The organism is Paenibacillus sp. (genome assembly GCF_035645235.1).
Taxonomy (GTDB): domain Bacteria; phylum Bacillota; class Bacilli; order Paenibacillales; family YIM-B00363; genus Paenibacillus_AE.
Map to the genome: position 1 here is coordinate 41,724 of NZ_DASQMZ010000145.1, position 23,277 is coordinate 65,000.

At 61.4% G+C, this 23,277-nt stretch carries 22 protein-coding genes and 1 tRNA gene; 16 read left to right on the forward strand and 7 right to left on the reverse strand.

The features are described 5' to 3' along the window. Positions 1 to 144: 144 nt before the first annotated feature. Positions 145 to 963, reverse strand: a complete 819-nt coding sequence (locus VEZ38_RS14540) for a helix-turn-helix domain-containing protein (protein ID WP_324894615.1) — start codon at positions 961 to 963, stop codon at positions 145 to 147. A gap of 147 nt (positions 964 to 1,110) precedes the next feature. Between VEZ38_RS14540 and VEZ38_RS14545 the strand changes: the two genes are divergently transcribed. Next, positions 1,111 to 1,920, forward strand: coding sequence for a phytanoyl-CoA dioxygenase family protein (locus VEZ38_RS14545; RefSeq protein ID WP_324894617.1), 810 nt, complete (start codon positions 1,111 to 1,113; stop codon positions 1,918 to 1,920). An 80-nt stretch (positions 1,921 to 2,000) separates the two neighbouring features. Beyond that, positions 2,001 to 3,395, forward strand: coding sequence for an MATE family efflux transporter (locus VEZ38_RS14550; RefSeq protein ID WP_324894619.1), 1,395 nt, complete (start codon positions 2,001 to 2,003; stop codon positions 3,393 to 3,395). A 111-nt stretch (positions 3,396 to 3,506) separates the two neighbouring features. On the opposite strand, the gene VEZ38_RS14555 is transcribed toward VEZ38_RS14550, so the two are convergent. Next, the gene (locus VEZ38_RS14555; protein WP_324894621.1) at positions 3,507 to 4,265 is read right to left on the reverse strand and encodes a cell wall hydrolase; all 759 of its coding nucleotides are present in this window, start codon (positions 4,263 to 4,265) and stop codon (positions 3,507 to 3,509) included. Between the two features lie 152 nt (positions 4,266 to 4,417). On the opposite strand from VEZ38_RS14555, the gene VEZ38_RS14560 reads away from it, so the two are divergent. Continuing rightward, positions 4,418 to 5,230, forward strand: coding sequence for a DUF6062 family protein (locus VEZ38_RS14560; protein WP_324894623.1), 813 nt, complete (start codon positions 4,418 to 4,420; stop codon positions 5,228 to 5,230). Between the two features lie 79 nt (positions 5,231 to 5,309). Here the strand turns inward: VEZ38_RS14560 and VEZ38_RS14565 are convergent, their stop codons facing one another. Both VEZ38_RS14565 and VEZ38_RS14570 read right to left on the reverse strand, forming a co-directional pair. After that, positions 5,310 to 5,714, reverse strand: coding sequence for a WGxxGxxG family protein (locus VEZ38_RS14565; protein WP_324894625.1), 405 nt, complete (start codon positions 5,712 to 5,714; stop codon positions 5,310 to 5,312). 154 nt (positions 5,715 to 5,868) lie between these two features. Continuing rightward, positions 5,869 to 7,620 (reverse strand): methyl-accepting chemotaxis protein, encoded by a 1,752-nt coding sequence (locus VEZ38_RS14570; RefSeq protein WP_324894627.1) that lies wholly within the window; start codon positions 7,618 to 7,620, stop codon positions 5,869 to 5,871. A gap of 248 nt (positions 7,621 to 7,868) precedes the next feature. Here VEZ38_RS14570 and VEZ38_RS14575 point away from each other — a divergent pair, with 248 nt between their 5' ends. The 6 genes from VEZ38_RS14575 to VEZ38_RS14600 all read left to right on the forward strand — a co-directional run bounded on the left by VEZ38_RS14575 (position 7,869) and on the right by VEZ38_RS14600 (position 14,576). Next, positions 7,869 to 8,897 (forward strand): PstS family phosphate ABC transporter substrate-binding protein, encoded by a 1,029-nt coding sequence (locus VEZ38_RS14575; RefSeq protein ID WP_324894629.1) that lies wholly within the window; start codon positions 7,869 to 7,871, stop codon positions 8,895 to 8,897. A 127-nt stretch (positions 8,898 to 9,024) separates the two neighbouring features. Then, a complete protein-coding gene (gene pstC, locus VEZ38_RS14580; RefSeq protein WP_324894631.1) occupies positions 9,025 to 9,942 on the forward strand; it encodes a phosphate ABC transporter permease subunit PstC in 918 nt (305 codons plus the stop codon). 1 nt (position 9,943) lies between these two features. After that, positions 9,944 to 10,813, forward strand: a complete 870-nt coding sequence (pstA, locus tag VEZ38_RS14585) for a phosphate ABC transporter permease PstA (RefSeq protein WP_324894633.1) — start codon at positions 9,944 to 9,946, stop codon at positions 10,811 to 10,813. A gap of 25 nt (positions 10,814 to 10,838) precedes the next feature. Continuing rightward, entirely contained in the window at positions 10,839 to 11,600 is a 762-nt protein-coding gene (pstB, locus tag VEZ38_RS14590; RefSeq protein WP_324894635.1) for a phosphate ABC transporter ATP-binding protein PstB, read from the forward strand. A gap of 44 nt (positions 11,601 to 11,644) precedes the next feature. Then, positions 11,645 to 12,307 (forward strand): phosphate signaling complex protein PhoU, encoded by a 663-nt coding sequence (gene phoU, locus VEZ38_RS14595; RefSeq protein ID WP_324894637.1) that lies wholly within the window; start codon positions 11,645 to 11,647, stop codon positions 12,305 to 12,307. A 25-nt stretch (positions 12,308 to 12,332) separates the two neighbouring features. Then, positions 12,333 to 14,576 carry a GGDEF domain-containing protein gene (locus VEZ38_RS14600; protein WP_324894639.1) on the forward strand — a complete coding sequence of 748 codons (2,244 nt, stop codon included), beginning with the start codon at positions 12,333 to 12,335 and terminating at the stop codon, positions 14,574 to 14,576. Here the strand turns inward: VEZ38_RS14600 and VEZ38_RS14605 are convergent. Continuing rightward, a complete protein-coding gene (locus VEZ38_RS14605) occupies positions 14,554 to 15,279 on the reverse strand; it encodes an HAD family hydrolase (protein WP_324894641.1) in 726 nt (241 codons plus the stop codon). The genes VEZ38_RS14600 and VEZ38_RS14605 overlap by 23 nt on opposite strands. A gap of 96 nt (positions 15,280 to 15,375) precedes the next feature. On the opposite strand from VEZ38_RS14605, the gene polA reads away from it, so the two are divergent. The 5 genes from polA to VEZ38_RS14630 all read left to right on the forward strand — a co-directional run bounded on the left by polA (position 15,376) and on the right by VEZ38_RS14630 (position 20,899). Then, positions 15,376 to 18,024 carry a DNA polymerase I gene (gene polA, locus VEZ38_RS14610; RefSeq protein ID WP_324894643.1) on the forward strand — a complete coding sequence of 883 codons (2,649 nt, stop codon included), beginning with the start codon at positions 15,376 to 15,378 and terminating at the stop codon, positions 18,022 to 18,024. Positions 18,025 to 18,072: 48 nt separating this feature from the next. Further along, positions 18,073 to 18,939, forward strand: a complete 867-nt coding sequence (mutM, locus tag VEZ38_RS14615) for a DNA-formamidopyrimidine glycosylase (protein WP_324894645.1) — start codon at positions 18,073 to 18,075, stop codon at positions 18,937 to 18,939. Positions 18,940 to 19,006: 67 nt separating this feature from the next. After that, positions 19,007 to 19,669: a sporulation membrane protein YtaF gene (gene ytaF / locus VEZ38_RS14620; protein WP_324894647.1), complete on the forward strand. Its 663-nt coding sequence runs from the start codon at positions 19,007 to 19,009 to the stop codon at positions 19,667 to 19,669. 13 nt (positions 19,670 to 19,682) lie between these two features. Beyond that, positions 19,683 to 20,288, forward strand: coding sequence for a dephospho-CoA kinase (gene coaE / locus VEZ38_RS14625; protein WP_324894649.1), 606 nt, complete (start codon positions 19,683 to 19,685; stop codon positions 20,286 to 20,288). Further along, positions 20,285 to 20,899 carry a lytic transglycosylase domain-containing protein gene (locus tag VEZ38_RS14630; RefSeq protein WP_324894651.1) on the forward strand — a complete coding sequence of 205 codons (615 nt, stop codon included), beginning with the start codon at positions 20,285 to 20,287 and terminating at the stop codon, positions 20,897 to 20,899. The genes coaE and VEZ38_RS14630 overlap by 4 nt, the downstream gene beginning before the upstream one ends. Before the next feature lie 57 nt (positions 20,900 to 20,956). On the opposite strand, the gene VEZ38_RS14635 is transcribed toward VEZ38_RS14630, so the two are convergent. Continuing rightward, a complete protein-coding gene (locus VEZ38_RS14635) occupies positions 20,957 to 21,178 on the reverse strand; it encodes an alpha/beta-type small acid-soluble spore protein (protein WP_324894653.1) in 222 nt (73 codons plus the stop codon). Positions 21,179 to 21,294: 116 nt separating this feature from the next. On the opposite strand from VEZ38_RS14635, the gene nrdR reads away from it, so the two are divergent. Beyond that, complete coding sequence (nrdR, locus tag VEZ38_RS14640; protein ID WP_324894655.1) at positions 21,295 to 21,753, forward strand: transcriptional regulator NrdR; 459 nt, start codon at positions 21,295 to 21,297, stop codon at positions 21,751 to 21,753. A gap of 43 nt (positions 21,754 to 21,796) precedes the next feature. Then, a tRNA-Ala gene (locus VEZ38_RS14645) sits at positions 21,797 to 21,869 on the forward strand. Between the two features lie 624 nt (positions 21,870 to 22,493). On the opposite strand, the gene VEZ38_RS14650 is transcribed toward VEZ38_RS14645, so the two are convergent. Beyond that, positions 22,494 to 23,108 carry a PH domain-containing protein gene (locus tag VEZ38_RS14650; RefSeq protein WP_324894657.1) on the reverse strand — a complete coding sequence of 205 codons (615 nt, stop codon included), beginning with the start codon at positions 23,106 to 23,108 and terminating at the stop codon, positions 22,494 to 22,496. Positions 23,109 to 23,277: the final 169 nt, after the last annotated feature.

A 23,277-nucleotide genomic window follows, 5' to 3' on the forward strand; every position in this document is an offset into this window, starting at 1 on the left:
CGATCGGACAACACACCTGCAATGGAGCAAGCGGAGCGTAGGACCCACGCCTGCTTGCACGTATGATGAATATGCTCGAACCTAGAGGACTCGTCGGCAGACGAGTTTTTCTTATGAATGCGTGCGGTCGAACAAATGATGCAGTTATTTTTTCTTCCCGGCAGCGCCGCCCGACATATTCCGCAATCGTTGGCGGTACTCGCTCGGACTGGCGCCGAGCCGCTTGCGGAATTGCGCGAGGAAGTGGTTGTAATTTTGAAAGCCGACGTCGTACGCGATCTCCGCGGCGCCCAGCCGGCTATGCTCGAGCAGCAAGGCGGCTTCGCGCACGCGCATTGCGTTCAGCGCGTCGACGATCGACTGACCCGTCGCTTCCTTAAATAGATGCGACAGCCGCGACGGCGATAAGCCGACCTCCGCGGCCAGCGCTTCGACGCGTACCGGCTCGCGGCGGCGCGCCGACAGCAGCCGAAGCGTCTCCTCGACGCGGGGGTCGAGCCGCCGGGCGTCGCTGCGGCCGGCGACGGCCAGCGCTTCCTGCAGCGCGCTTAGGCACAGCTCGTTCCAGAACGGCCCTTGCGACGCCGCGTCGCCGAGCGCCCGGCGGAAGGCGCGCAGGATGCGCCTGCGCGCCTCGACGGACGCGATCGAACGCACCGACGTCTCCGCGTCGGGCAGCAGGATCGGCTCCATCGCGCCGAGCGGGAAATGCGCCCATACGAAATGCCACCTCGCGCCGGGCTTCGTCCCGTAGCGATGCGGCACGACCGCCTTCAGCACCGCGACGTCGCCGGCGCCGACGGACCGTTCGCCCTGCGGCGTGCGAAAGAACCCCTCCCCTTCCAGCGTGAACGTGACGAGCCAGTCGCCCCGGCCTTGCGGACGATCGACCTCGTACGCGTCGTCTACGCGGAACCGGCCGACGGAGACGGAGCCCGGGCCTTCTCCCCCGTATACTTCCATAACGTTTTCGAAGCTGATGATTGCCGCCCTCCGATAGCAGGATCCTGTGATTAGTCAGCGAGATCGTTACTTCATTATAACCCCGTTCATCCTTTACGATAAAGGAAAATCGCAATGATAACACGCTTGCGCAAGGGGGAGAGGGCAATGGAAAAGCAGAGGAACGAGCAGCTCGAGGAACTGCGCCGCCGCTTCGAGGAAGACGGATATGCGATCGCGAAAGGGGTGTTCGGGCCGGAAGAGCTGGCCGAGATCGTCCGGACGTTCGAGGAGATGAGCCATCGGACGATTCCCGGCTATTTCGAGCCGGATTTCGAGGCGGGCAAAGACGATCCGCTGAAGCGGTACCCGCGGGTGATGCATCCGCACCGGTTCGACGCGACGGCGAAGAAGTATATGCTGCATCCGCCGGTGTTGGAGGTGCTGCGAGCGCTGTACGGCGAAGAGCCGCTCGCGGCGCAAAGCATGTTCTATTACAAGCCGCCCGGCTCGAGGGGGCAAGCGCTGCACCAAGACAACTTCTATTTGAAGGTCGAGCCGGGCAACTGCATCGCCGCTTGGACGGCGGTCGATCCCGCCGACGAGGAGAACGGCGGCTTGCTGGTCGTGCCGAACACGCAGTCGCACGAGATCGTCTGTCCGGACGAAGCGGACGCGAAAGAATCGTTCACGACGCACTTCGTAAAGCCGCCGGCCGGCGCGAAGCCGGTGCCGGTCGTCATGGAAGCGGGCGACGTGCTCTTTTTCAACGGCAACCTCATTCACGGCTCGTATCGAAATAAAACGAAGGACCGGTTCCGGCGCGCGTTCATTTGCCATTACGCGAACGCGTCCGCCGCGCGCATCGGGCAAGGCTATCGGCCGCTCTACCGCGCGGACGGCACAGAGGTCGATTTGGAATCGAACCCGGACGGCGGCCCTTGCGGCGTAGAGTTCGCGTACTACGGCGTTCATTAAAATGGCGCTTTACATTCTTCGCCGGCGGTGTACAATCCATTCATATAGAGGATACGCCGGATGGAGAGGGAAGCAGCAGCATGAGCACGTCGCACGCGAAGAAATTTACGTTATGGGCGCTCGCTTGGCCGGTTTTTATCGAGTTGTTCCTGCAGTTTTTGTTAGGCACGGCGGATACGCTGATGGTCAGTACGATATCCGACGACGCGGTGGCGGTCGTCGGGTTTTCGAACCATTTGTTTCAAGCGCTCATGACGTTGTTTCTCGTCGTCACGAGCGGCGCGGGCATTCTAGTGGCCCAGCGCATCGGCGCCCGCAAGCCGGAGGAGGCGCGGCGCATCGGGATCCTGTCGTTCACCGCGACCCTAGCGGTCGGGGTCCTCATCGGAGCTGCGCTCTACACCTTCCCGCTGGAGATCGCGGGGGCGCTGCAGCTGCCGGAGACGCTGAACGCCCTGGCGGAGCCGTACGTCGCGATCGCCGGCGGGGGGATGCTGTTTACCGCCGCGATGATCGCCATGAGCACCGTCATCCGCAGCACGGGCAATACGAAGGGGCCGATGATCGTCGCCGTCGGCATGAACCTGCTGCACGTTGTCTTAAACTATGCATTCATTTACGGCGCTTTCGGCTTTCCCGCATGGGGCCTCACGGGCGTCGCGATTTCGACGACGGTTTCGAAGGCGGTCGCCGTCGTCTTCCTGTTCGTTATGTTCGCGAACGCGTTCGAACGGCGCATGCAGTGGCGGGAGTTCTTTCTCTTCGATCGACGCCTGTTCGGGGAGGTGCTGCGCATCGGCTGGCCGCTCGGCATGAACACGGCGAGCTGGGTCGTATCGCAGATGCTTATCTATTCCTTCATCGCGACGCTCGGCGCGAAGGAGCTGGCCGCGCGGACGTATATGAATACGATGGAGTCGTTCTGCTTCTTGATCGGTTGGTCGGTGGCGCTGGCGGTGCAAATTCAGATCGCGCATCAATTCGGCGCGGGCGAGACGAAGGCCGCTTACCGGAGCGCTTACCGGGCGCTCGGGATCGGACTCGTGCTCGTCATGGCGAACGCGCTGCTGCTGGTGGCGGTCGGCGAGCGGGCGCTCGGCTTGTTCACCGAGGATGCCGACATCCTGCGGATGGGCGTCGGTTTGCTTGCGCTGAACTTGCTGCTGCAGCCGGCCAAGATGCTGAACATGGCAATCGGCAACGCGCTGAACGCGGTCGGGGATACGCGGTTCATCATGTACACGTCCATCGTCTCGATGTCGCTGATCGCCACGATTTGCTCGTATTATTTCGGCATCGCCCTCGGTTGGGGGGTAACGGCGATTTACGTCTGCATGATTTGCGACGAATACGTCCGGGGCTTCTGGTCGCTCCTGCGCTGGCGCGGGCGGAAGATGCTGCTGCGGGCCGAGCGCGCCGCATCCGGCGGGAACGTCCCGGTCGAGCCCGGGGTCGGCGCCGCCGTACAAAGCTGATGGAACGCAAGGGAACCTTCGGGTTCCCTATAGAGGTAAACAAAGACGGCGCTCGCCTCCCCGTTGTTTCGGGAAGGCGGCGCCGTCTGTTTTGCCGGGAAAGGAAAGAGGTTAATACGCGAACACGTGACCGCCGATCGTCGTGCTGACCGGCCGCTCCCGCACCCAGACGTTGTCGGTCTTGTCGGGGTTGTAAAACACGGTGGCCCCGCCGGTCGGATCGTCGCCGTCCAGCGCCGCCCGCACCGCGCGCTTCGTCTCCTCGCTCGGCTCGGCCTCGTAGATGCGGCCGTCCAATACGGGCGAGTATTGATAGTACTTTACGCCTTGCACTTCGACGATTTGGAAAATGACGCCTTGGATCGTGTTCGGCCAATCCGCATGGTCGACCCGGTTCAGGATCGATGCCGCGACCGCGACTTTCCCTTCGTACGGCTCTCCGCCGGACTCGGCTTCCGTAATGCGCTCGAGCCAGCGCAGGTCTTCCGCGTCCGCCGCGGCGCCGGCCGTGCCGCTCGTTCCGCCGGCGACGATCACCGCCGAGTGCGTCGCGGCGTCGTAGGATACGCGCATGCCGAGCGACTCCGCCGTCCGCCGAAGCGGGACGTACGAGCCCTCGGGTTTATGGATGACGCCGGACGCCGCCGTGAGCGATACGCTCGTCGAACCCCTATGTAGGACCACCGCTTGCGCAGCCTCGTTCCAACCGACCGACGCGCCGGCTTCGCGAAGGAAGACGGCGGGCACATACAACCGTCCGTCCCGGTTGAAGGCAGCGACCGATTGCCGCTCCCCGTCTAGCAGCACCGCCTGCGTGTCCGCGGCGCCCGCCGGGAACGCCGTCGAGCACATCGCGGCGGCGAGGGTCAACGTCGATAAGATCAGCCTCTTGCTTCGAATCGAAATCTCCTCCTTCGTCTGTAGGCATTATATAAAGAATGTTCCTGCCTTGGGTATGGTAATTTGCTCCTGCGGGGACAATAGCCGCAACGCGAAACGGTTACGCAGACGGAGGAGCTTCCATGGATAAATACATTTTGTATCACGATATGCTAGAGGCGCTTACGCACGATCAATGCCCCGTATGCCATCTGGTGGACCAACGGATCGATCGGTTTATTAAGGTGCTGCTGCGGGAAGGCGCGGGAGACGGACAGCTGGTGGAGTCGTACGTGCGGGCCAAAGGGTATTGCAACGCGCATGCGTGGCGCGTGAAGGAGGCGGGCGACCCTGCGTCGCAGTCCGCGTTTTATCGGGCGTTGATGGAGCGGCACCGCGCGTCGCTGGAGCGGTATTTGCAAAGCCGAAAGCCGGGCGTCGAAGCGCCGGCGCAGGGGAAAGAGCCGCTTCATCGGCTGCGCGCGCTGCTGACGGCGAAGCGCGGCGGACGGGAGCGGGTCGCGGAAGAGACGGCGCAGTACCTGGGGAGCTTCGCCTCCGAGGAGCGCTGCCCGATCTGCGTCGCGACCGAAACGTGCGAGCGGCGGTACGTCGAGGCGATCGCGGAATATTTCGAAGGGGACGAGGAGTTTCGGGAGCGCTACCGCAATCGCGGCGTACTCTGCCATCCGCATGTTCGCAGGCTCGTAGGGGAGCACGCGAAGCGCGAGTCGATCCCGGAGCTGCTGGAAATTCAGCTGTCCCGTCTCGACCTGCAAATCGAGCACCTGCGCGAACTGGAGCGCAAAGCAAGCCTGCGGAGCTCCGAGGAAGCGGGAGACGCGTATCTCGGCGGCTGGATTCGGGCGGTCCGGCTCGACGTCGGGCTGCCGGGGACCGATACGCGATACAAGCAAAGCGCGCAGTCGATCCCCGGCGCCACGTTGAAGCCATAGGGAGTAAGAAAAACAGGCTGCGGCGTCTCCGGCGAGGAGAGCGGCAGCCTGTTTTCGCGTTGTCCGGCGGGCGGGAAGCTTATTTCGACTTCTCGCGGCCGCGCAGACCGGCAAGTCCGAGCAAGCCGGCGAGACCGAGCCAGCCCCAGTCGACGCCGTCGTCGGCCGTCGTCGGCGCGTTCGTCGCCCGCGTCGCGTTGTTCATCCGGAAGCCGTCCAAGCCGAATCCGGTGTTCGCTCCGCGCGCGTTCGCCGTATGGCCTACGCCGTTCGTGCGCTGCATCGTCGAAGCGTTCGTCCCGGTTCCCTTGGCGCCCGGCGTTTGACCCATGTTGTTCGTGGCGGTGTTCGTGCCGGCGGTGCGCTGCGTCGTCAGGCCGTTCGCGCCGGCCCCGGCTCCGTTGTCGCCATTCGCGGCATACGCCGGTACCGCCATGCCGCACGCCAAGACGGCCGTCAACGCAAGGCTGCATAGCTTTCTCATCGCAAGTGATCGCTCCCTCTGTAGAATTTGAATGCATCTGTGCCTTCTTGTTTTTTGCGAAATCGATGCTTTCTACTCGCCGCAGCGCCTAACGATTTCTGACAATTTCCGCGCCATGAAACAAACCCCCATTCCGGAGGAAATGGGGGCGTGGCTACATTTTAAATTTATCGATCTCTCCGAACAAGGACTCCGCCAAGACGTTGATTTCCTGCGACTCGACCGCGATCTGCCCGATCGCCTCGTCCTGCGTCGTCGCCGCGGCGACCGTCTCCTCTACGCCGGCCGCCGCCTGCTGCGCGACGGTGGACACGATATGCACGGCGTCCACGAGCTCCGCTTGCTTTCGCTTCGCATCGTTCACGCGTTCCCCGATGCGGCGAATTTCCTCGTCGAACGCGTCGATCAATCCGACGAGCGAGAGGAAGACGTCGCCGGCTTCCGATACCTTCAGCTGTTGCTCGGAGAAGCTGTCCGCCGTCGACGCGAGCGTCGACGCGGACTCTTGAACGCCTGTGCGAAGCAACCGCAAGATCCGATCGATTTCCCGGGACGCCTCGGTCGCCTGCAGCGAAAGCAGGCGCACCTCTTCCGCGATGACCGAGAAGCCCTTCCCGTGCTCGCCGGCCCGCGCCGCTTCGATGGAGGCGTTCAACGCAAGGATGTTCGTCTGCTGCGAAATTTGGTGGATCGCGTTCGTCATCTTGCCGATCTCCGCAGAACGTCCTTCGAGCCGATGCAGCGCGTCGGACATCGTGCGCAGCGCGTTGCCGGTGCGCTCGGAGCTGTCGTTCAGCGCCCGCACGGCCGCGGAACCGTGCTGCGCCGATCGCTTGGCGCCGAAGCTCGTCTCGAGCAGCAGCTCGGCGGAGGCTAAGATGGCGTCCATGCGCGCCGCCAGCTCCTCGATCGTTCGCACGCTCGCGTCCGACTGCTCCGCTTGGCGGGACGTGCCGGCGGCGATTTCCTCCATCGCCCGGACGATGGAGGCGTTCGTATCCTTCGTGGAGGAGGCGAAGGCGCTGAAGTGGCGGCTGTGCTCCTGAAGCCGTTCGGCGATCCCCTTCGAGCGGGACAGCATCGCGCGCACGGCTCCTACGCTTTCGTCGAAGCCTTCGCTGAGCGTCCCGAGCTCGTCCTTCGCCGTCGACGCGATCCGCTGCGACAGATCGCCGCCCCGCACGCGCTCGATGCCGCGGCGCAGTTGCCGCACGCCGCCGGTCAGCGACCGGACGACGACCGACGCGAGGAAGACGGCGAGGACGACGGCGAGGACGTTCGCCCAGACGGCGACGGCGCTCGTGCCGGCGATCAGCGCGCTGTATTCCGAGCGGGCCGACGCTTCCGCGGCGGTATAGTCGTCATAGAACGACTCGACCAGTTCGAACATCGTTTGCTTATGCAGTTGGGAAGCATTATAGGAAGCTGCGCTAAGGCTCCGCCTCCGTTCGTCGTCGAGCGCGGGATCGTCCAGCTGATCGACCGCCCGCTCGAAATTGCCGACGAACTCCTTCGACACCATCGTCAGGCGCGCCCGCCAATTGCGTTGGTCGCGCGTCCCAGCCGACGAGCCGACCGCTTCCGCGCGCGCATAGAACGGTTCGACGGATGCCATGAATCGCTCGGCGAGTTCGGGTTTGCCCGACAGCAAGTAACCTGCGGCCGACGCATCCATCTCTTGTACGATTTCTTTCAATTCCAGCGCGGTCTGCTGGCGTTCGCCGAGCGCGCGAAGCTCTTCGTCTTTGCGTTCGAGCTCGTCCAGCCGCAGGACGGTGAAACCGGAAACGGCGGTGAATATTACGAGGACAAGTGCGAACCCTAACGTTAGCTTCCAACTTAGGCTGTAGGCTATACGTCCGAAACGGGGCAGGATACGCGATACATAATGCAACAAGGTCTTCAACGAATGTTCCTCCTCCAAGCGTTCTCTGCTAGCGATCATTGTATCGCGCGCATATTAGAGGAAGATTTGCGAATTGTTAACGCAATGTCAAAAGGAGTCGAACGTCATCGGAAAATGGTTGGAAAACGGGCCGGAGCCCGTCTCGATTTTACAATCGTTTAACAAAACTGCAGAACGTCGTTAACATTGGGGGTCTATTATTAGTTTCAGGAAGTCAAACACATAAACTTTTTCAAGGAGTGGTCTTGGTGTCGAAAGGTTTGTTGCGTAAGAGTTGGATGTTGCTTCTGGCGGCCGCGTTCGTATTCGTGGCAGCGGCTTGCGGAAATAACAATGCAGGCAACGGGGACGCAACGCAAGGTTCCGCGGCTCCGGCAGAAACGCCGGCGGCTCAGCCCGAAGCGGAAGCGCCGAAAGAAGAACCGAAAGCCGACATCAGCGGCGACATTAAGCTCGACGGTTCCTCGACGGTATATCCGATCGCGCAAGCGGTGGCCGAAGAGTTCATGAACATCCACGGCGGCGTCAACGTAACGGTAGGTCTGTCCGGGTCCTCGAACGGCATCAAGGCGATCATCAACGGCGAGGCGGACATCGCGAACGCATCCCGTACGATTAAAGACAGCGAAGTCGAAACGATCAAAGGCAACGGCGACGACGTCGTCGAGATGCCGGTCGCGTACGACGGCATCACGGTCGTTATCCATCCGGAGAACGATTGGGCGACGGAAATGACGGTCGCAGAGCTAAAGAAGATTTGGGAAAAGGGCAGCACGGTGAAGACGTGGGCCGACGTACGCGAAGGCTGGCCGAACGAGCCGATCACGCTGTTCGCTCCTGGAGCGGCATCCGGTACGTTCGAATATTTCACGGAAGCGATCAACGGCGAAGCGAAAGTCGCTCGCGAAGACGTAACGGCGTCCGAAGACGACAACGTATTGGTGCAAGGCGTCGCAGGCGACAAATATGCAATGAGCTACTTCGGTTTCGCATACTACGAAGAGAACCAAGACAAGTTGAAGGCAGTCGCGGTGAAAGTGGACGACGCATCCCCTGCGGTTCTTCCTTCGCTCGAGACGATCGGCGACTTCTCTTACAAGCCGCTGTCGCGCTTCATCTATATGTACCCGCTGAAGAGCGCATTGGAGCGCCCGGAAGTGCAAGAGTTCGTTAAGTATTACATGAGCGAAGAAGGTTCGGCGTTGGCCGGCGAAGTCGGCTACGTGCCGCTGGACGCAGCGACGCGCGAGAAAAACCTCGCCCTCCTTCCGCAGTAATTTACCTACCATTAATTACGCATGATTTGCTATAATGTTCGAGGTTGAAAAACCGTGGCGATACATGGCCCCCATGTGTCGCCACGGTTATCGACTTATCGGAATGAATTCATGTTAGGAGCCAGATATGGAAAATACAAACAGGAAGTCCTCCATTACCGGTCGGAGAAGCCCGTTTTCTTCGGATTCGATCATGCCCAAGGTGTTGCTCCTCATTGCGGCGATTTCGGTTTTGACGACGGTCGGCATCGTGTTCGTGCTGGTCGAGGAATCGTTCAAATTTTTCGCCCAGGTGCCGTTCTTGGAGTTCATCACAGGTACGAAGTGGACGCCGTTGTTCTCCGATCCGCACTACGGCGTACTGCCGCTTGTGGTCGGGACGATGCTGATTACGGTCATCGCCAGCGTCGTCGCGCTTCCGCTCGGCCTCGGAAGCGCCATTTACCTTAGCGAGTATGCGCCTGCGCGGGTGCGGGCGTTTCTCAAGCCCGTGCTGGAAATATTGGCGGGCATTCCTACTATCGTATACGGCTTCTTCGCGCTGACGTTCGTCACGCCTCTCATCCAGGCGATCCTGCCGCAGACGAAGGTGTTCAACGCGCTGAGCGCAGGCATCGTCGTCGGCATTATGATCATTCCGATGATTTCGTCGCTGAGCGAGGACGCGATGAGCGCGGTGCCGAACAGCCTGCGCAACGCGGCTTACGCGCTCGGCGCCACGAAGCTCGAGGTCGCGCTTCAGGTCGTCGTTCCCGCCGCCTTCTCCGGCATCGTCGCCTCGTTCGTGCTCGGCTTGTCCCGCGCGGTCGGAGAGACGATGATCGTTACGCTCGCCGCAGGCGCCCTGCCGAGCATGTCGATCAATCCATTGCAGAGCGTTCAGACGCTTACCGCTTATATCGTATCCGTCGCCAGCGGCGATACGACGTTCGGAAGCGCCCAATACTTAACGATGTATTCGGTCGGCTTCGTGTTATTCGTCATTACCTTGCTTATGAATATTTTGGCGGGCTACATCTCGAGAAAATTCAGGGAGGAGTATTAAGATGGCGCGTAGTAAGGAAGATTTGCGCATCGCCGCGAGGAAGCGGAAGAACGCCGTCTTTCACGGATTATTCCTCGCCTCCACCTTAATCGGGGTCGTAGCGCTCGTCATGCTTTTATATCAGGTGTTATCGCAAGGATTGGGCTGGTTGAACTGGGACTTCCTGACGAACAACTCGTCGCGTCGTCCCGAGCGATCCGGCATCTATACCGCCTTGATCGGAACGTTATGGCTTATGGCGATTACCGCGCCGCTGACGTTCATCATCGGCGTCGGCAGCGCGATTTACTTAGAAGAATACGCCAAGGATACGAAGCTGTCCCGTCTGATCCAGACGAATATTTCGAATTTGGCCGGCGTTCCTTCGATCGTGTACGGCATTCTCGGGTTGACCATTTTCGTGCGGGTGTTCGCGTTCGGTCAGAGCATTCTCTCCGGTGCGCTGACGATGACGCTGCTCGTGCTGCCCGTCATTATCGTCGCCGCGCAAGAGGCGATCAAGGCGGTGCCGGGCAGCCTCCGGCACGCGTCCTTCGCGCTCGGCGCGAATCGATGGCAGACGATCGTCCGCGTCGTGCTTCCGTCCGCGATGCCCGGCATTCTGACGGGCTCGATCTTATCGCTTTCCCGCGCGATCGGCGAGACGGCGCCGCTCATCGTCGTCGGCGCCGCCGCGTTCATCGTGCGTCCGCCGGAGCACCTGCTGTCGCAGTTCACGGTGCTGCCGATTCAGATTTACACCTGGTCGAGCCAGCCGCAAGCCGCGTTCCAGAACATCTCCGCGGCTGCGATCCTCGTGCTGCTGATTATCCTGCTCGGGATGAACGCGGCCGCGATTATATTGCGAAACAAATTTCAGAAGAGACTGTAAGGCATGAGCATGGGAGGAACCCGGAATGAGCGATAACGCGATCGTCCGTATCTCGGACTTAAACTTGTATTACACGAATTTTCATGCGCTGAAGTCGGTCGAGATGCAAATCAAGCCGAAATCCGTAACGGCGTATATCGGACCGTCGGGCTGCGGCAAGTCGACGCTTCTTCGCACGCTCAATCGGATGAACGATATGATCAAAGGCGTCCGCATTACGGGGCTGCTCGAGATCGACGGCACGGACATCTACCACCCTTCGGTGAACGTCGAGCTGCTGCGCAAGAAGATCGGCATGGTGTTTCAGCAGCCGAATCCGTTCCCGAAATCGATTTACGACAACGTCGCCTACGGTCCGCGCATCCACGGCGTAACCAAGAAGTCGGAGCTCGACGACATCGTCGAGAAGAGCCTTCGCGGCGCGGCGCTGTGGGACGAGGTCAAGGCGGATCTAAAGAAGAGCGCTTACGGCTTGTCCGGGGGCCAGCAGCAACGGCTTTGCATCGCGCGGGCGCTTGCCGTCGGTCCGGAAATTTTGCTGATGGACGAACCGACTTCGGCGCTCGATCCGATCTCGACCTTGAAGATCGAAGAGTTGATCCAAGAACTGAAGAACCAGTATACGATTATTATCGTCACGCACAATATGCAGCAGGCGGCGCGCGTATCCAACGATACGGCGTTCTTCCTGAACGGCGAAGTCGTGGAATTTAACGAGACGGTCAAGCTGTTTTCGAATCCGCGCGATCAGCGGACGGAAGATTACATCAGCGGACGGTTCGGGTAAGGCGGCAGCGGCACACCATTTTCGAACGACAAGGGGTATGGGACATGGCATTGCATCGACAACAATTCGACGCTTCGCTACAGGAGCTTCGCAAAGCGCTGATCGGCATGGGCGAGCGGGTGGAGTCCGCCATCATCGATTCCGTCGCGGCGCTAAAGAATAACGATATGGAAAAGGCGGAAGAGGTCATTCGCAAAGACCCCGAGCTCAACGAGATGGAAGAGAAAATCATCGAGATGGGGACGAACCTGATCGCGCTGCAGCAGCCCGTGGCGAAGGACCTGCGCCGCATCCTCGTGTCGTTCCGCATGGCGAGCGACCTGGAGCGCATGGGCGATCTCGCGGTCGATATCGCCAAGGTCGTTCGCCGCATCAACGGCGAACCGCTCGTGAAGCCCCTCGTCGATATTCCGCGAATGGCGGAAATCGTACAGATGATGACGAACGACAGCTTGCGCGCATATACGGAAGAGAACGTCGACCTCGCATACAAGATGGCGAAGATGGACGACGACGTAGATCACCTGCATAGCCAGATCCTTCGGGAGCTGTTCGTCTTTATGGTGGAAAATCCGAAGACCGTCAACCAATCGATCCTGCTCTGCTTCGTGAGCCGGTATCTCGAGCGGATGGCCGATCACGCGACCAACATCGGAGAGAGCGTCGTCTATCTCGTCATGGGCAAGCGGCCGGATTTGAACCAGTAACGTCACGTCCGGGGAGTGGACTGCCTTGATTCAAATCACCTCCTTGCAGGTCCGATTGCTGCAGACGATCTCTTCGAGATTGGCGCAAGGCGCGGTCGGCCTCATTTATTTCGACATCGCGGCGCTGGAGTCGCTGGAGGAACGCTTCGGCCGCTCCCGCGTGGAGGCACTGCTGCTTTCCGGCCGTACGGCGATCGACGAGCTTCGGGCGTTTTACCCGGAAGCGTTCGAGCAGAAGATGGTCGGGGACGATTTCTTTCTGTACGTGTCGTTGGGTACGCTGTTGCCGGAGCAAGCGTACATCGTCCTCGAGCGCAAGGCCGAAGATTTGCGGGAGCGGCTGGAGCAGGCGCTGCGCGACGCGGCGCCCGACTTCGACCTCTCGCTCGCCTTCGGCTGCGCGCTGCTGCAGGAGTCCCAGGAGCGCGAGCTGGAGACGGTCCTGTACACGGCTATGAAGCGCGCGATACGCCACGCGAAGGAGCGGTCGGCGAACCCCGAGCTGGCGCAGCATATGCAGGAGTTCCATTCGATCCTGGCGGGTCGGCAGGTGACGCCGGTGTATCAGCCGATCGTCTCGCTCGAGAGCGGCGCGATCTTCGGCTACGAAGCGTTGACGCGCGGCCCCGAGGGTTCGCCGCTGCGTTCGCCGCTGCGGCTGTTCCAGCTGGCGGAGCAGGCGGACAAGCTGTACGCGTTCGATAAGCTGACGCGCGAGCAAGCCATTCGCGGCATCGAAGGACTCGGGCGCCATCAGCGCATCTTCCTGAACATCCCGGCGCAAATTTTGCACGATCCGGAGTTTTCGGCGGGGCAGACGCTGGCGCTGCTCGAAGAGCGCGGGCTGTCGCCGCGCAACGTCGTGTTCGAAATTACCGAGCGCAGCTCGATCGAGGACTTCTCGACGGCGAAGAAGGTAATCGATCATTACCGCAGCCAAGGCTATCGGATCGCGATCGACGATGCCGGCGCCGGCTACTCTTCGCTGCAGGCGATCGCCGAAATTCAGCCCGATTATATTAAAGTGGACCGGTCGCTCGTGACCGGACTCCATCGCGATAAGGTGAAAGAATACATATTGGAGACGTTCGTCACGTTCGCGAAACGACTCGACATCAAGGTGATCGCGGAAGGCATCGAGGAGGCCGAGGAGCTGGAGAAGCTCATCCGTCTCGGCGTGCATTACGCGCAAGGCTTCTTCCTCGGACGCCCTGCCCGGAAACTGCTCCCCGTGGAACCGGCGGCGGCGGCGACGATCGTCTCCGCGATGAGCGGCTTGTCCGGGCCGACGTCGCTGCTGACGATCGGCGATATCGCGAAGCCGGTAAAGTCGTTCGCGACGACGAGCACCGTGTCCGATGCCGCCATGTTTTTCCGGGACCATCCGGACCAGTTCGGCGCGGTCGTCATCGACGGGGGCCGTCCGACCGCCCTGCTGATGAAGGAGGAGCTGTTCCGCAAGCTGGCGGTCCAGTACGGCATCTCGCTGTTTTGGAACAAGCCGGTCACCTTCGTCGCGGACGATCGGCCGCTTGCCGTCGATGCGGGCATGCCGCTGGAGACGGTGTCCTCGCTCGCGACGATGCGGGAAGCGGACAAGCTGTACGACCTCGTCATCGTCACGGACAACGGGGAGCTCGTCGGAGCCGCGACCGTCAAGGATATCCTGGAGCACATGACGACGATCCGAATGGAGCACGCCCGGGTGGCGAACCCGCTGACGGGGCTGCCCGGCAACGAGCGGATCGGCAGAGAGCTCCAGCGGCGCATCGTCGAGGGCATTCCGTTTTCGGTCTTATACATCGATTTGGATTTCTTCAAATGGTTTAACGATCAGTACGGATTCCAACGCGGCGACGAGGCGATTCAGCATACGGCCGACGCGATTCGCCGTTCGGTCGCCGTCTGCGGCCATCCGCTCGACTTCGTGGGGCATATCGGCGGGGACGACTTCATCGTGCTGACATCTTCTGGCGCGCCGGACGTCTTGGCCGACGAAATCGTCCGTCGGTTCCAAGCAGGCGTCGCCGCTCTGCAAGAGGGGCAGGCGAAGCTTGGGCTCGTCGAGGATCGGCACGGCAACAAGCATCGCGTCGACGGCTTGTCGATTTCGGTCTCGCTCGTGCGCGTGCTCGATCCGCGGCTGACGTCGGCGGAGGCGATCTCGCAGGCGGCCGCGGGCTGCAAGCGCATCGCGAAGGCGAAGCTCGGCAACGCCGTGGCGACGTCGTCGCTCCCTTCGGCGGCTATGGATGCCGGAACAGCTTAGGCAGCTCCGAGATCGAGGGCACGAGGCGCATCCGGCGCCCGAGCGCCGAGCGCGGGGACGCCGCGCGCCGCGCGTTCCGCCCGATCCATACCGCGCTCCAGCCCGCGAGCGCCGCGCCGGCGATATCGCGCCGGTACGAATCTCCGACCATGACGCACCGCCCGCAGGGCACCCCGAGCCGCGCGGCGACGCCGCGAAACAGCCGAGGTTCGGGCTTGCGCAGGCCGAACGCCGAGGCGAAAACGTCTTTCTCCTGAACGAAGCGATGCAGGCGGAGGCGCACCCAAAGCTCCTTCGCGATCGCGGGCTCCAAATTCGTTACGATGGCTAGGCGCTTGCGCGAGGACAACGCCCGCAGCGTCTCCTCCGCGCCAGGCACGAACGCTGCCCGCCGCGGCTGCTGCCGCTTCGCGGCCGATCGCAGCGCCCGCGCCGTCCGATCGTCGGGTACGCCTTGCAGGACGACGACGGCGCGACGCACGCTGTCCGCCTTCGAGCGGCCCAGCTTTCGCTGCTTTCGATATTCGCGCATGGCCGCATCGGTCAGCGTCTCCCCTCCTTCGCTCAAACGAGCGACCCATTCCCGCATCGCTTCTCGAAGCGCAGCCTCGTACGCCGCCTCCCAAGCCACGAGCGTCTCGCTTACATCGAAGCATACGACGGCGGCCGAACGCCAAGGCTCGTCGCTTCGCACCGGCACCATGAACGATCCACCCCTTCCCTTGTTTCTAAAATTATGCAACGCCCGAAGCCCTATGCTATGATGAAGGCAGTTTCGAAAACATTGAGGTGTTTTCCCGTGGCGAAGTGTATTTTGATCGACGGCAACAGCATTATTAACCGGGCGTTTTACGCGCTGCCCCCGCTCACGAACGGCGCGGGGCAACATACGAATGCGGTATACGGCTTTACTACGATGCTGCTGCGCCTCATCGAAGAGGAGAAGCCGACGCATCTGCTCGTCGCGTTCGACGCCGGCAAGCGGACGTTCCGGCACGAGGAGTACGGCGATTACAAGGGCGGCCGCGCGAAGACGCCGTCGGAGCTGTCGGAGCAATTCCCGCTGCTGAAAGAGCTGCTCGCGGCGATGAAGATCCGCCAGTTCGAAATAGAGGGCTACGAAGCCGACGACATTATCGGCACGCTTACGAAGCGGGCGGACGAGCAAGGCATCGAGACGATCGTCGTCTCGGGCGACAAGGACATGCTGCAGCTCGCCTCCGACCGGGTGCGCATCGCGCTGACGCGCAAGGGCATTAGCGAGACGGAGCTGTACGATCCGGCCTACATCCATGAAAAATATCAACTCACGCCGCAGCAAATCATTGACCTCAAAGGTCTGATGGGCGACGCGAGCGACAACATTCCGGGAGTGCCCGGCGTCGGCGAGAAGACGGCGCTGAAGCTGCTTTACCAATTCGGCTCCGTCGAAGGCGTGCTCGAGCACGTCGACGAAATCAAAGGGAAGCTGCAAGAGACGATCCGCCAGCATGCGGACAGCGCGAGGATGAGCAAGGAGATCGCGACGATTTTCCGCGACGTGCCGTTCGACGCGGCATGGGACGAGCTGTCGTTCGAGGGCTACGATCCGGAAGGGACGGCCGAGATGTTCCGACGGCTCGAGTTCAAGTCGCTGCTCGAGCGGCTCGGCATGGGCGGCGCGGCCGCGGGCGGCAGGGCGAATGCCGACATCCGCGTCACGACTGTCGACGAGGGAACCATCGCCGCAATGACGGAGGCGCTGCCCGATGCGAGAGGGCTGTACATCGAGGCGATCGGCGACAATCCGCACGAGGCGGACGTCGTCGGATTAGCCGTCTACGCGGACGAGGAGCGCGTCTACTTCGCGGACTGGACGTTCGTCGCGTCGGAGGCCGGGGCGCCGATTCGGGCGTGGCTCGCGGACGCGAACGCGCGCAAGACGACGCACGACTCGCATAAGACGGCGCTGGCACTCGGCTGGCGCGGCGTCGAGCTGCGGGGCGTCGAGTTCGACACGATTCTGGCGGCGTATTTGCTCGATCCGACGGAATCGAGCCATGCGCTCTCCGAGCTCGTCTCGAAATACGGGGCCGGCGGCCTGCCCTCCGACGACGCCGCGTACGGCAAAGGCGCGAAATTCAAGCTACCCGACGCGAAGGCGCTGGCGGAGCAGCTGGCCCGCAAGGCGCGCGCCGTAGCGGAGCTCGCCGAGAAGCAGCGGGCGAAGCTGGCCGAATACGACATGGAGAAGCTGCTTTACGAGCTGGAGCAACCGCTGTCCGGCGTGCTGGCGCGCATGGAAATGCGCGGGGTGAAGGTGGACGTCGAGGAGCTGAAGCGCTACGGCGTCGAGCTGTCCGAGACGCTCGAGAAGCTCGTGGCGGCGATTTACGAACAGGCGGGCGAAGCATTCAACCTGAACTCGACGAAGCAGCTGGGGGAAATCCTTTTCGAAAAACTCGGTTTGCCCCCGGTGAAGAAGACGAAAACAGGCTATTCGACCGATGCCGAGGTGCTGGAGAAGCTGGCGCCTTATCACGAGATCGTCGGCAACCTGCTGCAATATCGGATGCTGTCCAAGCTCCAATCGACGTACGTCGAGGGCTTGCAGAAGGAGGTGCGCGCCGAGACGGGCAAGATTCACACCTACTTCCAGCAGACGATCGCTGCGACGGGCCGGCTGAGCAGCCAATATCCGAACCTGCAGAACATCCCGATTCGAACCGAGGAAGGGCGCAAGCTTCGGAAAATGTTCGTTCCCTCCGAACCGGGCTGGCGCATTCTGGCGGCGGACTACTCCCAAATCGAGCTTCGCGTGCTGGCGCATATTTCCGGCGACGAACGGATGAAGGAAGCGTTCGTGAACGATATGGACATTCATACGAAGACGGCGATGGACGTGTTCGGCGTGAGCGCCGACGCGGTCGACGCGAATATGCGCCGGCAGGCGAAAGCCGTCAACTTCGGCATCGTCTACGGGATCAGCGACTTCGGCCTGTCGAACAACCTCGGGATCAACCGCAAGGAAGCGGGGCGGTTCATCGAGCAGTATTTGGACGTCTTCAGCGGCGTGCGGCGATTCATGGAAGACATCAAGAAGCAGGCCCGCAAAGACGGCTACGTGACGACGCTGCTGAACCGGCGCCGGTACTTGCCGGAAATTCACGCCTCGAATTTCAACCTGCGTTCGTTCGCGGAGCGGACGGCGATGAATACGCCGATCCAAGGCACCGCCGCGGATATAATCAAGCTGGCGATGGTGCGCCTCGACGAGCGGATGCGTGAGGCGGGCGTACGGAGCCGCATGCTGCTGCAGGTGCATGACGAATTGGTGTTCGAGGTGCCGCCGGAGGAGCTCGAGACGATGCGCGCCATGGTGCGCGAGACGATGGAGTCGGCGATGCAGCTCGACGTGCCGCTCAAGGTGGACGTCAGCGAAGGAAGCAATTGGTACGAAGCGAAATAAAGCTTCGCGCTCCGGTTTGCGGTATGATCGGGAGTAGAGGTGATTAGCATGCCGGAACTGCCCGAGGTAGAAACCGTCCGAAGCACGCTTCAACGGCTCGTGGCGGGCAAGACGATCCGCGGCGTCGACGTGCGGCTTCCCCGCATCGTCCGGCGTCCCGCGGAGCCCGAGGCGTTCGCGAGAGCGCTGGAAGGGGCGACGATCCGTTCGGTCGGACGTCGCGGAAAGTTTTTAATCTTCGACTTAGAAGAGCTGCAGCTCGTCTCGCACCTGCGCATGGAAGGCCGATACGGCCTCTATGACGCGGGCGCCGAGCTCGAGAACCATACGCATGTCGTGTTCTGCTTTACGGACGGCACCGAGCTTCGCTATCGGGACGTGCGGCAATTCGGGACGATGGACATCTATCGCTCGGACGAGCTGGACCGCGCCGAACCGTTGCGGAAGCTCGGCCTCGAGCCGCTGGACGACGCGTTCACGCTGCCCGCGTTCCGCGCGGTGCTCGAGGGGCGCAAGACGAAAATCAAGCCGCTTCTCTTAAACCAGGAATGCGTCGTCGGCATCGGCAATATTTACGTCGACGAAGCGCTGCATGCCGCCGGCATTCATCCCGAGCGGCCGGCGGATTCGCTGACGCGCGGCGAGCTGGCGCGGCTCCACGAGGCGATCCGCCGGACGCTGTCGGAGGCGGTGGAGGCCGGAGGCTCGTCCGTCAAGTCGTACGTGAACGGCCAAGGCGAGCAGGGCGCATACCAGTTTCGGCTTCGCGCCTACGGCCGGCAGGGCGAAGCGTGCGCGGCCGGCTGCGGCGGCGAGATCGTAAAATTCGTCGTCGGCGGCCGGGGCACGCATATTTGTCCCGTCTGTCAGCCGCGCAAGGCCGGCGGCCGACGCGGCGCCCGGAAGCACACCTAAGGGCGTCCCTCCATATAGTGAAGGTATCTAGCTTATAGGCGGGTGCCTTCGGGAGGGATCGAACGTGGTGGGTCTGTGGTCAATGCTGGCGCTCGCGCTGGCCGTTAGTCTGGACGGCTTAAGCGCCGGCATGATGTACGGCATTCGGAAAATTCGCATACCGATCGCGTCCGTCGCGATCGTCTCGTTATGCTCGGCCTTCGTGCTGTTCGGCTCGATGGCGGTGGGCGGCGTCATCGTGCAATGGCTGCCGGAGCGGGCGGCGCAATGGATCGGCGCCGGCATCCTGATCGGCATCGGCATCTGGGCGATCGCGCAGATGACGTCGTCCCGGCGCCGGGCGGAGGAGCGGGATCCGGAGCCTGCGGCTCCCGCGGAGCCGGGCGAACAGACGCTGCTCCAATGGGAAATTCGGCAGCTGGGCCTCATTATCCGCATCTGGCGGACGCCGGCCATGGCCGATATGGATCGATCGGGCGTCATCTCCGCCTCGGAGGCGGTGCTTCTCGGCTTGGCGTTGTCGCTCGACAGCCTCGGCGCGGGCATCGGCGCGGCGTTGATCGGGTTCCCGCCCGTCGCGACGTCGCTGCTGATCGGCGCGGCGAGCGGGCTTTGCATCGCGGCCGGCGTCAAGCTCGGCTTCTTGTTCGCCGGCTGGCGCTGGATCGGCAAGCTGACCGTGCTTCCCGGCTGCATCCTGATCGTGATGGGATTGTTAAAATTGTTGTAGAGGAGACATTCGATTGAATGTGGGACTTACGGGCGGCATCGCCTGCGGCAAATCCACCGTCTCTCGGATGCTCGCGGCGCGCGGCGCGGCTATCGTAGACGCGGATCTCATCGCCCGCGACGTCGTGCGGCCCGGGCAGCCGGCGCTGGCCGAGGTTCGCGCGGCGTTCGGCGCCGAGGTGTTCGCGGAGGACGGCACGCTCGACCGCAAACGGCTCGGCGCCGTCGTGTTCGCGGACGAAGCGTCGCGCAAGCGGCTGGAGGGTATCCTCCATCCGCGCATTCGCGAGGAAATCGCGCGGCAGATGCTCGCGTGGAACAGGACGGAGCCCGAACGGCTCGTCGTCGTGGATATCCCGCTCATGTACGAATCCGGGCTGGACAAGCGGTATGCGTTCGAAGACATCTTGGTCGTCTACGTGCCGCGCCGCGTACAGTTGGAGCGGTTAATGCGGCGGGACGGCTTATCTCTCGAGGAAGCGGAGCGGCGTATCGACGCGCAGCTGTCGATCGAGAAGAAGCGGGAGCTCGCGGACGTCGTCATCGACAACAGCGGGGATCTGGCGGAGACGGAGCGCCAAGTGGAAGCGTATATGGCGAGGAGAGGCTCCTCGGCATGAACGCGTCCAGGGAATGGTATCGTCGGAAGCGGCTCTATGTTTGCCTGCTGCTCGCGATCCTGTTGTTGTTATATTTCGACCGGGCGCTGCTCGGCAAGCTGATGTACCCGATACGGTACGAGACCGCGATCGTGGAGCAGGCGAATGCGCATCAGGTCGATCCGTACTTGATCGCGGCCATCATCCGGGTCGAAAGCGATTTTCGGCCGGACAAGCGTTCTCCGAAAGGGGCGGTCGGGCTGATGCAGCTCATGCCGCCGACGGCGGAGTGGATCGCGAAGCGGGAGGGCGACGGCCCGGATGCGCTGGCGCGGCTGACCGAGGCGGAGCAAAACATTCGTTACGGGACTTGGTACGTCCGATCGCTCCGGGAGCAGTTCGCGACGCCGGGGCTCGCGAAGGAAGACGAGATCGCGAGGATCGCGGCGGCCTATAACGCCGGTCCGGGCAACGTCGAACGCTGGCTGTCGGAAGTCGCGTGGGACGGAACGCTGGCTGCGGCGGGACGCATCCCTTTCGGGGAGACCCGGCATTATGTAAGCCGTATTTATTATTATTATTTGAAGTACGAGCAGATGTATCCCGAATTGACGCGGCCGTCGTCGCCCTGAAAAGGAAAAGGACTGCGCGACGAATCGCGCAGTCCTTCGATGCTGATGAAGCTAAGATTACTTGAATTGGCCGGCGAGTTGCTGCTCGGCGATTTGCACCAGGCGGCGAGTGATGTGACCACCGATCGCCCCTGTGTCGCGAGTAGCCATGTGACCATAGTAGCCGTCATTCGGGATTTGAATGCCCAGCTCCTGAGCTACTTCGTACTTCAGCTGTTCCAAAGCTTGGTTCGCTTGAGGGACAACCAAGTCGTTGCTGCTGGAAGAACCTGTACCCATGTGTTTTCACCTCCTCGTCGTTGGTGATAGTATTATGTGCGGTTGCAGAAAGATCAAATCAGGGATTGTATGGTAAAATGAATGTCATAGCCTGTCGACGAAAGGGGATTCGTATTATGAAATGTCCCTATTGCGATTATCAGCATACGAAAGTGCTCGACTCCCGCCCGGTGAACGAGAACAAGTCGATCCGGCGCCGCCGGGAATGCGAGAAGTGCACGCGGCGCTTCACGACGTTCGAGACGGTGGAGGAGACGCCCCTTATGGTCGTGAAGAAGGACGGCAGCCGGGAGGAATTTAACCGGGACAAGCTGCTCCGCGGGCTGATTCGCGCTTGCGAGAAGCGGCCGGTGTCGGTCGAGCGGCTCGAATCGATCGTCGACGAGGTGGAGCGGGAGCTTCGCCAGACGGCGAATACCGAAATCGAAAGCCGCGATATCGGGGAGCTGCTGATGGCGCAGCTGCATCAGGTGGACGAGGTCGCCTACGTCCGATTCGCCTCCGTGTACCGCCAATTCAAGGATATCGATATGTTTATGAAGGAATTGTCCACCCTGCTAAACAAGCCGCATTGACACAGCCGCTAGACCGTGGTACTATGTTGCTTGTTGTCATCCCGGGCTCTTAGCTCAGCTGGGAGAGCGCGTCGCTGGCAGCGACGAGGTCAGGGGTTCGATCCCCCTAGAGTCCATACCAAGAGAAAGGCGGAATTCCCTTCAGTCAAGGGGATTCCGCCTTTTTGCGGTTCCTCGCGGCGTTTTAGAGCTGCCGGCGACGCTGCGGAAGAATCGCTAAGGCTCGATTTTTATACGGAAGCGAAGCCGATCCGCAGGCGGATCGGCTTTGTCGCGTCCGCGGGACATTTTCCGAAGAACGTCAGGGCGAAGGCCTATGCCGGGCTGCGGGGGATGCACATAAGCTATTTTATATGAAGGAAAGGAGGCGTTGCTATGGCGTCTACCGTCGGCGCAGCCCGAGGCGCGTACTGGGGCGGCGAAGCTTGGGTCGTGTGGCTGTTGCTCGTCCTCGTGTTAGCGTTCGCTTTCTCGCCTTACGGGTATTACTGGTGACGCAATCGGGGCGGAACGGTGAGGGCGCATGCCCGACCGGCGTGCCCTCCCTCCGCCCAGTCGGAAAATGAAGCGGTCGACAAATGACAAATGTATTGCTTTGTACGCTGGAAAGTATTACATATAGGAGGAGGCACGTCTAATGGCAATGGTAAGTTTCGTATTTGGCGGCGTCGGCTCCGGCGAAACATGAACGAAAACAGGGCGACCGCCGCGGTCGCCCTTCCGATTTCGCTTGAAAGGTTTTAATGATTGATGTACTTCTCAAAGACGAAGCCGAAGTCTTTGATTTTCAGCTCTGCGTGCTTCGATTTCAACCAGCCGTACGCTGCTTCGTTGATCGCGGCGAACTGCTCGACGGGCGTGCTGCCTTGGGAGCCGATGCGGCCCAGCGATTCTTTGGCGACCTGAACGCTCAGCTTGGCATAGTCGAACAAATTGTCGTTCGACGACGTAATTTCCGCGATTTTGATCAACGCCTTGTATAAATCTTTCACGGCTTCGATTTGCCGCTTGTCGACGTCGATGGAGAAGGCCGCGTTCCCGATCGTAAATTTGATCTCCACGTCGATATCTACCGTGCCGGCCGTCTCCATATATACGCTTGAAATTTCGTTGCTGCCGTAGGCATACCGCTTCAGCATGCGCTTCTTGCTGACGGCGCTGTCTCCGTCGAGGTGAATGAGCGCAAGATTCGTGAAGCAATACTCGTCTTTGCGGGATTTAATAATGAAATAAATTTTCTCGCCGTCCTCGTGAAAGACGTAATCGTCGGAATCGACCTTGTCGAAATCTTGAGGCCGAATCACCTTCCCCACGTCGCTCAAGCCTAAAGCGTCCGCCGCGATTTTCCCGAACATGCGCATCATCCTTTCGATTTCGATCAGGGATAAGCACCGCGCTTCCCGATAGGAAAATTATCTCAAAAATGCAGGCTTTCGTCATCTTGAATTTCTTGCGGGGGCCCGCCTTGTCGGGACCGGGAGTGATGCCTCCCTACTTCCTCATGATATATGGTAAGATTAAGGT

Bases quoted from the DNA above. Each gene is read 5' to 3' on its own strand.
- VEZ38_RS14540 (WP_324894615.1), bottom strand. From the start codon at position 963: ATGGAAGTATACGGGGGAGAAGGCCCGGGCTCCGTCTCCGTCGGCCGG.
- VEZ38_RS14545 (WP_324894617.1), top strand. From the start codon at position 1,111: ATGGAAAAGCAGAGGAACGAGCAGCTCGAGGAACTGCGCCGCCGCTTC.
- VEZ38_RS14550 (WP_324894619.1), top strand. From the start codon at position 2,001: ATGAGCACGTCGCACGCGAAGAAATTTACGTTATGGGCGCTCGCTTGG.
- VEZ38_RS14560 (WP_324894623.1), top strand. From the start codon at position 4,418: ATGGATAAATACATTTTGTATCACGATATGCTAGAGGCGCTTACGCAC.
- VEZ38_RS14565 (WP_324894625.1), bottom strand. From the start codon at position 5,714: ATGAGAAAGCTATGCAGCCTTGCGTTGACGGCCGTCTTGGCGTGCGGC.
- pstC (WP_324894631.1), top strand. From the start codon at position 9,025: ATGGAAAATACAAACAGGAAGTCCTCCATTACCGGTCGGAGAAGCCCG.
- pstA (WP_324894633.1), top strand. From the start codon at position 9,944: ATGGCGCGTAGTAAGGAAGATTTGCGCATCGCCGCGAGGAAGCGGAAG.
- pstB (WP_324894635.1), top strand. From the start codon at position 10,839: ATGAGCGATAACGCGATCGTCCGTATCTCGGACTTAAACTTGTATTAC.
- phoU (WP_324894637.1), top strand. From the start codon at position 11,645: ATGGCATTGCATCGACAACAATTCGACGCTTCGCTACAGGAGCTTCGC.
- VEZ38_RS14605 (WP_324894641.1), bottom strand. From the start codon at position 15,279: ATGGTGCCGGTGCGAAGCGACGAGCCTTGGCGTTCGGCCGCCGTCGTA.
- mutM (WP_324894645.1), top strand. From the start codon at position 18,073: ATGCCGGAACTGCCCGAGGTAGAAACCGTCCGAAGCACGCTTCAACGG.
- VEZ38_RS14630 (WP_324894651.1), top strand. From the start codon at position 20,285: ATGAACGCGTCCAGGGAATGGTATCGTCGGAAGCGGCTCTATGTTTGC.
- VEZ38_RS14635 (WP_324894653.1), bottom strand. From the start codon at position 21,178: ATGGGTACAGGTTCTTCCAGCAGCAACGACTTGGTTGTCCCTCAAGCG.
- nrdR (WP_324894655.1), top strand. From the start codon at position 21,295: ATGAAATGTCCCTATTGCGATTATCAGCATACGAAAGTGCTCGACTCC.
- VEZ38_RS14650 (WP_324894657.1), bottom strand. From the start codon at position 23,108: ATGTTCGGGAAAATCGCGGCGGACGCTTTAGGCTTGAGCGACGTGGGG.